Source organism: Nodosilinea sp. FACHB-131 (assembly GCF_014695395.1).
Classification (GTDB): Bacteria; Cyanobacteriota; Cyanobacteriia; order Phormidesmidales; family Phormidesmidaceae; genus Nodosilinea.
Genome location: NZ_JACJOF010000027.1, coordinates 235451 through 246814, shown reverse-complemented (window position 1 = coordinate 246814; position 11364 = coordinate 235451). Strand labels below are relative to the sequence as shown.

The 11364-nt window shown below is 56.3% G+C and carries 13 protein-coding genes; 4 read left to right on the top strand and 9 right to left on the bottom strand.

Annotated elements, in window-relative coordinates; translation table 11 throughout:
* Positions 1-126 precede the first annotated feature (126 nt).
* The 6 genes from H6F75_RS17565 to H6F75_RS17540 form a co-directional block, all read right to left on the bottom strand.
* Positions 127-558, bottom strand: coding sequence for a hemerythrin family protein (locus H6F75_RS17565; RefSeq protein ID WP_190753750.1), 432 nt, complete (start codon positions 556-558; stop codon positions 127-129).
* A gap of 105 nt (positions 559-663) precedes the next feature.
* Positions 664-870, bottom strand: a complete 207-nt coding sequence (locus tag H6F75_RS17560) for a hypothetical protein (RefSeq protein WP_190753749.1) — start codon at positions 868-870, stop codon at positions 664-666.
* Between the two features lie 2 nt (positions 871-872).
* The gene (locus H6F75_RS17555; RefSeq protein WP_190753748.1) at positions 873-1748 is read right to left on the bottom strand and encodes a DUF4388 domain-containing protein; all 876 of its coding nucleotides are present in this window, start codon (positions 1746-1748) and stop codon (positions 873-875) included.
* A gap of 171 nt (positions 1749-1919) precedes the next feature.
* Positions 1920-2468, bottom strand: coding sequence for an ATP/GTP-binding protein (locus H6F75_RS17550; protein ID WP_190753747.1), 549 nt, complete (start codon positions 2466-2468; stop codon positions 1920-1922).
* 286 nt (positions 2469-2754) lie between these two features.
* Positions 2755-3126, bottom strand: coding sequence for a roadblock/LC7 domain-containing protein (locus H6F75_RS17545; RefSeq protein WP_190753746.1), 372 nt, complete (start codon positions 3124-3126; stop codon positions 2755-2757).
* 80 nt (positions 3127-3206) lie between these two features.
* The gene (locus tag H6F75_RS17540) at positions 3207-3761 is read right to left on the bottom strand and encodes a protoglobin domain-containing protein (RefSeq protein ID WP_190753745.1); all 555 of its coding nucleotides are present in this window, start codon (positions 3759-3761) and stop codon (positions 3207-3209) included.
* 719 nt (positions 3762-4480) lie between these two features.
* On the opposite strand from H6F75_RS17540, the gene deoC reads away from it, so the two are divergent.
* The gene (deoC, locus tag H6F75_RS17535) at positions 4481-5191 is read left to right on the top strand and encodes a deoxyribose-phosphate aldolase (protein ID WP_190753744.1); all 711 of its coding nucleotides are present in this window, start codon (positions 4481-4483) and stop codon (positions 5189-5191) included.
* Between the two features lie 115 nt (positions 5192-5306).
* Here deoC and H6F75_RS17530 read toward each other — a convergent pair whose 3' ends face one another.
* The 3 genes from H6F75_RS17530 to H6F75_RS17520 all read right to left on the bottom strand — a co-directional run bounded on the left by H6F75_RS17530 (position 5307) and on the right by H6F75_RS17520 (position 7620).
* Complete coding sequence (locus H6F75_RS17530; RefSeq protein ID WP_190753743.1) at positions 5307-5627, bottom strand: hypothetical protein; 321 nt, start codon at positions 5625-5627, stop codon at positions 5307-5309.
* Positions 5628-5790: 163 nt separating this feature from the next.
* Entirely contained in the window at positions 5791-6687 is an 897-nt protein-coding gene (locus H6F75_RS17525) for an SMP-30/gluconolactonase/LRE family protein (protein ID WP_190753742.1), read from the bottom strand.
* A 177-nt stretch (positions 6688-6864) separates the two neighbouring features.
* Positions 6865-7620 carry a tetratricopeptide repeat protein gene (locus H6F75_RS17520; RefSeq protein WP_242020087.1) on the bottom strand — a complete coding sequence of 252 codons (756 nt, stop codon included), beginning with the start codon at positions 7618-7620 and terminating at the stop codon, positions 6865-6867.
* 317 nt (positions 7621-7937) lie between these two features.
* Between H6F75_RS17520 and H6F75_RS17515 the strand changes: the two genes are divergently transcribed.
* From H6F75_RS17515 to H6F75_RS17505, 3 genes are all read left to right on the top strand, one after another.
* A complete protein-coding gene (locus H6F75_RS17515; protein WP_190753741.1) occupies positions 7938-9527 on the top strand; it encodes a glycoside hydrolase family 57 protein in 1590 nt (529 codons plus the stop codon).
* Between the two features lie 86 nt (positions 9528-9613).
* Positions 9614-10261 (top strand): Uma2 family endonuclease, encoded by a 648-nt coding sequence (locus tag H6F75_RS17510; protein WP_190753740.1) that lies wholly within the window; start codon positions 9614-9616, stop codon positions 10259-10261.
* An 87-nt stretch (positions 10262-10348) separates the two neighbouring features.
* Positions 10349-11200, top strand: coding sequence for a hypothetical protein (locus H6F75_RS17505; protein ID WP_190753739.1), 852 nt, complete (start codon positions 10349-10351; stop codon positions 11198-11200).
* Positions 11201-11364: the final 164 nt, after the last annotated feature.

Here is an 11364-nt window from a genome sequence, read left to right as displayed (position 1 = left end):
AACGCAGGGATGATTTGCCCCAATGCTCTCGTCGCCCTTCAAAATTTCCCAGCATTGGGAAATTTTGAAGGGCGACCAGGGGCTATTGCGTCTACAGATGCGTTTCTCAATTCAGCAGCGCCAGGCTTATGCGCCTTGGGTCGCACTGCGAATACAGCAGCCAATATGGGTGTCGATTTTAAGAATGTGGCTGGTCAGCCAGTCGGCCAACTGCTGATAGATTTCTATGGCTACCGCCTCGCTGGCGTCGCTAGCTTTGTAGCGATCGTGCAGGTGGCCAAAGGTTTCAATGAAGGTGGCGTGGGCCTGCTGGTTGACTTCGGCAATGGGGCACTTGTGCTTGGCGGCACAGGCTTCCTCATGCTCAAAGTGCCATTCGGCGTAGAACTTAAGAAAGGCGAAAAGCTTTTTAATGGCGGTGCTGCCTTTGTGGTGGGCGATCGCCAGACCTAAATCATTGACGGCGGCAATCAGCTCTTTGTGGTGGGCGTCGATCATCGGTACGCCAGTGCTGAGGGAGTCGTCCCAGGTGAAGGGCTGGAGAGTGCTGCTTTCCATGGCGGGTTGGGGGGAAATTAGGGAATGGGGGAGATGGGGAGGTTTTGAGTTCTCAGTTTTGAGTTGAGGTGTTGAACTGGGAATTCAAAACTTAAAATTCAAAATTCAAAACTTGTCTTTCGCTGTTTCATGGCTCGCCATCAGCAACGGTATGAGGGTAGCCAGCCATAGACCCAAAGCGGTGTCATAGGGCAGGGTGTGATGGAGCCAGAACCAGAGTGTGACGGCTAGGCCCGGGGGGCTAGTCAGCAGGTCGGCCAGCTTGAGCAGGCCGAGAAAGCCTTGGAGGAGTCGCAGGGCATCGTGGGTCATGGCTACACCTTGCCTTTGAGAAATCCAACGAGGTTTTGCAGAAAAGACTGGCTGACCGGGGCGGCACCCGCTGCGTCGGCCGTGACGGTGGTGGCAAACCCCTGCTCTAGTGGGGTAGGAGCAGCGAGTTCGAAGGCGGCGGGGGGTGGGGCGGCTACCATCGGCATCTCTTCAGCCAGGCCAGTGACAATCAGACGAAAGGCAATCTGCTGGGCCTTGGCCACGGGTAGGTTAAGCTGCTGGGCAATATCCTTGATGGCCATGGTGCCGTTGGTAAACTCCCACACCTGCCATTCGTTGGGGTTGAGGCGCAGGCTGGGCTTGCTCTCGACCACGCTGATCAAGGCTGAGGAAGGGTCGGGCAGTTTTTCATCGAGGGCGTTCCAGTCTTTGAGGGCGCGCAGCCCGGACAGGGTGACATCGGTGGCAGTAGCGATCAGCCCGGTCATTTCGGAGACGGGCAGTGGGGCTTTAGGGTCAAACTGAAACCAGCCGTCGGGGAGGGCAAACAGGGCGCACACCTGCCGCATCACCTGGGTATAAAACAGCAGCTTGAGCTGTTCGGCGGTGAGCACGCCCTGATTCTTGAGGCACAGGCCTAGGGGTGTGTGAATCTGGCAGGTTTGGGCCAGCCGCGAGACGGCGCGATCGCCCATCCAGCCTCGCTGGGCAATCAGCCGCATCAGGCCCTGCTGGTCGAGGCTGTTGCCAGCGGCAACAATTTGCCCCTGGCTCAGCCAGATGTGGTGGTTGTGGCGAGCGATAGTGGTGGGGTCGGTGAGGGTGCAGATCGTTAACAGGCCGGTTTTATTGCCCTGTTCTACTAGCTGAAACAGTTCGGGCAAAGAGAAATCGGCGAGGTATCCAGTGACAGTCATGGGTGTTATCCCTTTCTGCGGGCGAGTGAGTGGGTTAGACGGAGGAATCGGGGGGAGTGGATATGGAGTTGGGCTGGGGAGTTGACGGTTTTGTACCGCTAGCTTCAACGCCGCATCCGTAAATCCCGCATGTTTTTAACTGAATTTCAGTGGCGTTGCATTGGCAGGCCGCTAAGTTGTAGGGGCTAAGCTGCCCGCCCAGGTAAACTGCACCAGGGAAATGACCGCCTGAGCTACCGATGCGGTTTCGTTGGCGTTGACGGCAACGATGGGCGGGCGGCGAGTGGGGTCGGGGTAGCCAAGGGCTAGGGCAATGTTGGCGGCATCCCAGGCGCCGGAGCAGTCGGTGTGGGTGAGACCGATGATCATGGGTGAGGGCGATCGCTGCTTCATGAACGTCATGATGCGGCGAGCCTCGCGAAACTCGTGGGGCCGATGGGCCGCTACTAGCAAAATGTAGGCGTGAGCTTTTTGAATCAGAATGTCCCACATGAAGTCGAAGCGCGACTGGCCTGGGGTGCCATAGAGATGTAGGGCCATGTCGGGGCCAAACTGGAGGCGACCAAAGTCGAAGGCGACGGTAGTCCGCTTTTTGATCAGCAGGGCGTCGTCGGTAGCGCGGCGGTCAGTGTCTACCACCTCAATTTCGCTGACGGATCGAATAAAGGTGGACTTGCCAGCCCCCACAGGGCCGGTGACCACTAAACGCATGATTTCCATGGGTGGGCGGAGGCAATGAAGAACAAGGTTAACTGTCGTGGGGACAGACCCTAAAATTGATGAAGTGCAGCGCTTTTGCCTAGGGAAGATCGGGCATTTCCCTGGCCGGTGAGGAACATCCTTGAGTAGACCAGCTTCCTCAGCTCTTGCAGTCAAAGATTCGCTCTGTACCCCCCTTCTTAAGGGAAAAGGGGGGATTCCTGAAGATGTATCTCACCATCATGGGCATCGCTATACAAGCACAGCGTCTTATCCCCATGGTTCATCCTGCCTGGGGGATGAGCGGTTACATCAAAACGGCTTTTAGCTCGCTGAGGGTGCGCTTGATTTCGAGCATCAGCAGGCCCTGCTTAGCCGCTTTGTCGGCCAGTACCAGGAACACGGCATCTTCGCCGCAGCTAGTGAGAATGCCGTAGCCTTTGTCGCCCTCAACAAAAATGCGATCGATGCCGCCCCGAGCTAGCTCGCTGCCGATGCGATCGCCTAGGGACAGCATGGCGGCCGACATGGCGGAAACCCGCTCTTCGTCCATGCCGCCGGGCAGGCTGGCCGCCAAAGGCAGACCGTCGGGGGTGACCACTGCCGCCCCTTGAATGTCGGTGGTAGAGGTGACAAAGCTTTGCAAAATGTTGGTGAGTTTTTCGGTGCTAATCGCCATGGTTAGTTCTCTCTTTGGTTAAGGAAAATGAGGGTAATAAAGCTGAAGTGAGATCAACAGAAAAAGCGTGTGATTGGCTGTTACATTGCCGTGGCACCGGTTTTGACTAGCCGTCTAAAGAGACCCTCAGACCAGCCTGTTTCTTTCAGCACCGCTGCCGAAGAAACTTCGATATAGGCTTGCTCAATAAAGGCCAGATCGACCATGCAAATTTTGGCTAGGGCATCGCGCAGCTGGTCGTTTTTCCCGTCGGTCTGGGCGCGCTTGCCGGCCTCATGTACAACCACAGCCATGGCGGGCACCACGTGCTGGGGGCCGATGCCGATACGCACGTGAATTAGACCAATGCGCCAGCGCCGCTCGGCGTAGGCGTCGCCCCAGTTATCCATGCCGGTGAACATTTCATGGAACCAGTCCACAAAGGTTTCGCGCAGCCGGTGAATTCGGCCCTCAGATTCGTTGAGAATGGCGCTCATCTCGGCATCGCGACCTAGATATTCATAGAAGTAGTCGGCCATTTCTGGGGCGATTTCTAAACCCCAATCGGCTGTGGATTGAAGTACTTTACGGTCGTCGGCAGTGAGGCCAATGCGCGACACCATCTTAGACATAAACTCATTGGGCTCAAGACTCATTTGGCGAATCCTTAAAGTAGGGCTTTGTTTCAACATCCTTGTTTTATCGCTTGAGCCCTAGGAGTCAACATGGCGTGAATACCTAAGATTTTGAAACTTAGAGATTTTGTAGAGAGTTCAAAACATGACCGTTTGTTTGAACTTTAATCACAACTTTGGCGGGTATTTTTTGAGATGGGGAACACCCTTATTGCTTAAAGGCGGTGTTAGCAACTCACCCACATAAATAAAGTGTTGTAACTGACTTAAACAACATTGGGACTGTTAATATCAGTAGAGCAATGCTAAAGCTAATGTTTAAGCGATTGCACTTTAGAAACCCCTAAATTGTTTATTTCGGGATTGTGCAACTGATCTTGTACTTATAGATGTATTTGTAGACAAAAGTTGCGTTCTCTCAGATAACTCTGTTTTGAACTAGAAGCTGTTCCCCCGTTAGTGCTGTCTAAGCTGGGTCTATTTGTCAACAGTATTAAGCTATGCAAAGAAAAGGCTGATTCTGCTCCGCCGCAGGCTGCGTGAGATTGCGGATATCCGCGATATATTTCTTAAAATAGAGTGGCGTAAGCGGGCTATTGAGCCCTGTTTTGCGGCTAGAAAGCTATATAGTGAGATGCGATCGCAGCACTATAGCTCAAACGGGCGACCAGTTGCCCATTGCTAAAGCCGCATCCATCGTCAGCCCAACCAATTTTTGGCACCTAGAGGCAGTTAGACCCATGGCCCGACGACCAACGGCAGATGACGGGGTAGATCTAGCCCCCTATATCGATCACTCTTTGCTCAGCCCTACGGCTACGGCTGAACAGGTGGCCCAATGGTGTGCCGAGGGCGATCGCTACGGGTTTGCCTCGGTTTGCATTGCCCCCTGTCATGTGCCCCAGGCCGTCGATCTCTTGCACAACACTAAAGTCAAAGTCTGTACAGTGATTGGCTTTCCCACTGGGGCGACGACCTCAGGCACTAAGCTTTACGAGGCTCAAGAAGCGGCTGAGCGGGGGGCCGACGAGCTCGATGTTGTCATCAATCTGGGGTGGCTCAAAACGGGCAATACCGATGCCATTCACCGAGAGATTGCCACCATTTGTGAAGAGACCGGTCTGCTGGTCAAAGCCATTCTCGAAACCGCCGTGCTCACCCCGTCAGAGATTGCTCTGGCCGCTGAAGTTTGCATGGATGCCGGAGTTTCATTCCTAAAGACCAGCACCGGTTGGCAGGGGGGCGCTACCGTCGAAGTCGTGCGCCAATTGTGGGAGCTGACCCAGGGCCGAGTGGGCATTAAAGCCTCGGGCGGCATTGGCACGGCCGCCCAGGCGGTGGCCCTAGTGCAAGCAGGGGCAACTCGCCTGGGCACCTCGCGCGGAGTCGATCTGATGCGGCAGCAGAAAGAAGAGCCTGCCGGTGCAGAGGCGATCGCTGACCGCTCTTAGGCTAGTACTTGACCGAGCTGATTGTGACGGGAGACAGTTAGGCTCAAGGGTTTGGGGTCTAGGGTTCACGGTTTGCCTTGAACCTTAGACCCTAAACCCCACTAAGTTGTGATCTCTAGCTCAGGTTGAGCTTGAGGGCAATTAGGCCGACGAGCGTGATTAGTCCGAGGGACTGGCGGAAGTAGTTGACCCCAGTGAACAGTTCTAGCCAGGCCCAGGTGAACCAGGTGCCAAAGGCCACTAGCTCGACGGTGGTTTGCAGTGGGCCCTCGGGAAGAACCGCTTGGAGAACCGTCGCCGTTCCCGCTACCAGAACGGGCAAGTTTGGCGGCTGAGCGATCACCAGGTTGCCTTCGCGATCGCGGAAGATGCGATCGAGCCCGGTGGGCTGGGGTCCATTGAGATATTCTGAATTGCGATCGGTGGAAGATGACATGGTCATAATTTAGATACGGCTGCAAGTGATGCTAAAGCCGATCTACAAGCCAGTGCCTATATCGAACGTGGGATTAACCGCTATACCCGCAGGCGCGTGGTCGAGTAATAGAGTAGTGGGTTGATTGGGCGACCGCTGATGTGAGGTCAAGCCAGTGAGGGGTTTAAGCCCCAAAGGGGTTGGTGGGCAGACCGGGCACGGGGGCTGCGATCGCAAACAAATCCCCCGAATAAAACCCCTGCTGAATCTCCTTTTGGCTCAGCCCCACGGAGGCGGTGGTGACGTAAAGCATCGATAGGTTCGGGCCGCCAAAGGTGGGGCAAGTGGGGCGCTGCACGGGCAGTTTCACCCGACCCAGGGATTCCCCAGAGGGGCTAAAGCAGGCCACGCAGCCACCATTCCACAGAGCCGTCCAGATATTGCCGTCGCTGTCGAGCGCCAGGCCGTCGGGCTCTACACCTTCGTCTTCGTCGCCCAGGTCGATGGCAACGGTGCGATCGCTGATTTCCCCCGTTGCCCCATCAAACCGGTAGGCAAAAATTTTGCGCTGGGGTGAGTCAGTTAAATAAAAGGTGTGGCCGTCGGGACTCCAGCCCAGCCCGTTGGAGATCGTCAGCTCTGTTTCCATGGTGCGCACCGAGCCGTCGGGGTCGTAGCGGTAGAGGGCTGCATGGCCAGGGTGGTCTGGGCTCATAGAGCCAATCCAGAAGCGGCCCTGGGGGTCACACTTGCCGTCGTTAAAGCGGGTGCCGGGGGCGTCAAATTCAAAGGTGTGGAGCGTTTCGACCTTTCCTGAGGTGAGATCGAGGCTGGTGATGCGATCGCCCATGGCTACCAGAAGCTTTTCGCCCGCCATCAGAGCTATGGCGCTGCCCACATCGCCCACATCCCAGTGGCAGTCGTCGCCGCTGCTGGGCTCAAATACATGGACGCGGTGGTTGAGAATATCGACCCAGTAGAGCACTTGCTTATCGCCATCCCACAGAGGGCCCTCCCCCAGGCGGGCGCGAGCATGAAGTACGTTTTGGGTTGATAGCTCAGGCAGAGTCGCAGCGGTCATAGGGGCACCGGGGTTACTTACAGAAGCGTCGCACAGGGCGGATGGGGACATCCCTATCTAAGGGCAGAGGCCGGGCTTGAGAAGCAATACCACGGCAGCATGGGGGGGCAAGGGTATAGGGTGCAGGGTATAGGGTCTAAGGCGCTCCTTAAACCCTACACCTTATACCTGACACCTCTATAGCCCTGCCGCCTGACGAATTGCATTGGTCATTTCAATCTGCTCCTGGCTGAACCCAGCCTGTTCTAAGTGGTCTAAATAAGCTCGGCCTGTGTAGCGATTGTCGAGCGAAAGCGCCTGACGGTAATTGGCGATCGCCTCGGTATTGTTCCCGGCTGACCAATAAGCTAGCGCCAGCGCTACCCAGGGATGGGGGTTGTCCGGCTCCAGCTCGGTAGCGGTTTGGGCGGCAGTGATCGCCTGCTCCCCCTGCCCCAGCCGCTGGTAGGCCAGGCTCAGGTTGTAATGGGCAATTTCGTTGCCGGGCTCCAGTTCGGCAGCGCGGGTGTGGGTCTCCACCGCTGCCTCTAGCTGCCCATCTACCAGATAGACAATGCCCAGGGCATTGAGGGCGGGGATGTGCTCTGGGCTATAGCTCAGGGCGGTTTGCAGTGCATCAACGGCAGGAGCCGCGAACCCGGCGAGGTGCTGAGTCCAGCCCAGCAAGACCTGGCCTTCGGGGTTGCGGGGGTCGAGGGCGGCGGCGATCTTGAGGGTGGCGATCGCCCGTTCCATATCTCCCTGCTGCCGAAAGGCTAGCCCCTCCTGCCTGTAGCGAGCCGCTGTCGCCCCATCCACCAAGAACGTTGGTAACGCCAAATTGTCCAGCGCTTCTGGGGAAAGCGTCGTCGGCTGCCACGGCACCGCCGCCTCCCGCTGGCAGCTCGCCAGAACCAAAGCCGTGCAGAGTAGCCAACTAGAGACTTTTCCCATAGATCGTGTTTGCTGGATTTGTTGAGGGGCTCGGGTTAATACTTTATAGGCTCCTGCCACAAACCGCTCTACGCCCAATCTCTTCCCTATTTCCTCAGCCTTTTCCCCAGAGGGTTCTCCCTGAACTGTTTGGAGTCACCGTTTCATGGCATACCAGTCCCGGCTCTGCGATCGCCTACAAACAACGCCCTCAAGTGTCCCCAAATGGTGGATGCAGCCCAGCCAGCCGTTAGCGTTTACCTTTTGCCTTAAAATTTGGTCACGGCGGTTACCCTCCCCACAGCTCGGCTTTCAGTTAACTTCTTCAACGGCACCCTATGGCTACCGGATATCTCGCGCTTGTACTCCACGCCCATCTGCCCTACGTGCGTCACCCCGAGAGTGACTACGTTTTAGAAGAAGAGTGGCTCTACGAGGCGATTATCGAGACCTACGTGCCCCTGCTCACCATGTTTGAGGGGCTCAAGCGCGACGGCATCGACTTCAAGCTCACCATGAGCATGACGCCGCCCCTGGTCTCCATGCTGCGCGATCCGCTGCTGCAAGAGCGCTTCGACGCCCACCTGGCCATGCTCGAAGAACTCACCGAGCTAGAGGTCGAGCGCCACGTCCACAACGGCCACCTGCAATATTTAGCTGAAAACTACGCCAAAGAGTTTAACCACGTCCGCAACGTGTGGGAGAGCTACAGCGGTGACCTGGTCACTGCTTTTAAGCAGTACCAAGACAGCAACAACCTCGATATCATCACCTGCGGGGCTACCCACGGCTACCTGCCGCTGATGAAGATGTATCCCGAAGCGGTGTGGGCGCAAATTCAGGTTGCCGCCGAGCACTACGAAGACACCTTCGGCCAACCCCCCAAGGGCATTTGGCTGCCTGAGTGCGCCTATTACGAAGGCCTCGAGCGCATGGTGGCCGACGCGGGTCTGCGCTACTTCCTCACCGATGGCCACGGCATTCTCTACGCTCGACCCCGGCCTCGGTTTGGCAGCTACGCCCCCATCTTTACCGAGAGTGGTGTGGCCGCCTTTGGCCGCGATCACGAGTCATCGCAGCAGGTGTGGTCGTCCCAGGTGGGCTATCCCGGTGCGCCTGAGTATCGCGAGTTTTACCGCGACCTGGGCTGGGATGCCGAATACGAATACATCAAGCCCTACATCATGCCCAACGGCCAGCGCAAGAATGTGGGCATCAAATATCACAAAATTACCGGCAAGGGCCTGGGCCTCTCCGACAAGCAGCTCTACGACCCCTACTGGGCCAAAGAAAAAGCCGCCGAGCACGCCGCCAATTTCATGTACAACCGCGAGCAGCAGATTGGCCACCTCCACGGCCTAATGCAGCGCCCGCCGATCATTGTTTCGCCCTACGACGCCGAGCTGTTTGGCCACTGGTGGTACGAAGGTCCCTGGTTCCTCGACTACCTGTTCCGCAAGAGCTGGTTTGACCAAAGCACCTACGAAATGACCCACCTGGCCGACTACCTCGAAGGTCACCCCACCCAGCAGGTGTGTCGTCCCTCCCAGTCGAGCTGGGGCTACAAGGGCTTCCACGAATACTGGCTGAACGAAACCAACTCCTGGATTTACCCCCATCTGCACAAGGCCGCCGAGCGCATGATCGACCTGGCCAAGCGCGAACCCGCCGACGAGCTGGAGTGGCGCGCCCTTAACCAGGCGGCGCGGGAACTGCTGCTGGCGCAGTCGTCTGACTGGGCTTTCATTATGCGTACGGGAACGATGGTGCCCTATGCGGTGCGGCGAACCAGGTCGCACCTGATGCGCTTCCAGAAGCTGTGGGATGACATTCTGCGCGAAAAAATCGACTCCGGCTGGCTAGAGAAGATCGAGGTGGTCGACAACATTTTCCCCAACATCAACTACCGCGTCTATCGCCCGCTTTAGCCTCTCTCACAGAACCCTGATTTCTTTAAAAATGAGGTTCTGGGCTTTGACAAATTAAAATGCTACGTAAAGCGTTGCTTGATGCCATGGTTATTGCTGCGCCAGAACCCAAGTCTGACCTGCTCCCGGTGGGTGAACAGCGGGTGCTGCTGCGTGGCGTGTCTTGGCAAGGATACTTGCAAATTTTAGAGGCGCTGCCCCAATCGCGCGGGTCGCGGCTCACTTACGACGACGGAGTTTTAGAAATCACCGTGCCGTTAGAAGATCATGAGTTTTCGGGGCGGCTGATTGAACGGTTTATTTTGACCCTAGTGGAACTCATGGGGCTGCGGATCAAGACCATGGGGTCAACCACAATGAACTATCCTGGTCTTAGAAAAGGGGCCGAGCCTGACAACGCCTACTACATTCAAAATCAACCCCTGGTGAAGGGTCGCAATGTGGTGTTTGGCGAAGACCCACCGCCTGATCTTGTAGTCGAAGTAGACATTACCCACACTGATATCGCCAAAAATCAGTTCTATGCCGGCCTAGGGGTGCCAGAGTTTTGGCGCTTTAACGGCACGGTTTGGCGAGTGTATGTGCTGCAAGACGGTGTTTACAGTGAGGTGGAGCTAAGCCCAACGTTTCCCCAGGTGTCTAAGGAACGGCTCTACAAGTTTTTAAGCACTGCTAAGGATGATGAAATTGCCGCTGTACAAGATTTGCGGGCTTGGTGGCAAGCGAATAATTAGCCCAAAGAGCAGTGGTATTTGCCGCTCAGCCTGCGATCGCAACCGGGTATTCTAGACACGACAGAATTCTGTCGCTAGAGCATACCTATGGTGTCTTGCATGGTCGTCAACCCTGGGAAAACGGTGCGGGTTTCTATTGGCGTCATATTATTAGGCCTGGTTGAAGCCGGTGGGGCGAGCTTTAACCCAGGGCGCGCTCAAGTGGAGCCGATCGCATCACCACCGGCCTATTGGGATGCCGTTGAAGATGCCAAAACGCCAGAACCCAACGAGGTCTTTAGAGACCTAACCGCCATTACGCGCCAAAACAGCGCTCTAACCTGGAATGAGCAGGGCCAAGTTCTAGTCGCGACCTGGGCCGATTGGGTAGGCTACACCCAAAATGTGGGGCATCAACTGATCGTCACTCGCGATGTCTGGGTTACAGCCGTCCCCGACCTGCAACGCTTCTGCAAAACCTATACTCCAACCGCCGAGGTTCCTTTGGCGGCACGCCTTGGCCAGGTGCTCGGTTTGCCGCCTGAACCTGCTGCCCAGGCTGCCAATCGTCAGGTGGTTGAGATCTGGGTCGATCCACAGTTTCTCTTTCGCCCTAGCCCCGACCCTGAAATTACTGACCATGAGGCTGAACTGCGCTTTCGCACCGCCAATGAATTCGTCTCGGTGCCGATCGCCTATCAGCACTGGTTTTATGCCCAGTACGATCAGCGCTATCAATATCAGGGGCAGCCGATCGCAATCAATGGTGCAGAACCTCCCAATGCCCTGCCCTATCCGTGGACTCAGCTGGGCTATACGTATGATTGGGGCGATCGCGCCGACTGGGCTACGCTTGACCCAACCCGCCCAGACAATGTGGGCTTGAGCGAGTTCGTGATTCGTCAGTGGTCACCGATCGCAGTCCAAGCTGCGCAGCCGGTTAACGACTACTGCCACTAGGGGCGCAAACTCAGACACAAGGTAGGACGATCAGGGAATTAAGAGGCTACTGCCTTTTTCTTCTCCACCAGAATCATTCCTCGCAGCAATATTTTGCTAGAAGCGTGCTGAGAGTACAACAGTACATGGTTAAAGTCTTGGAAGAGTACAATTTTGCTATGGTC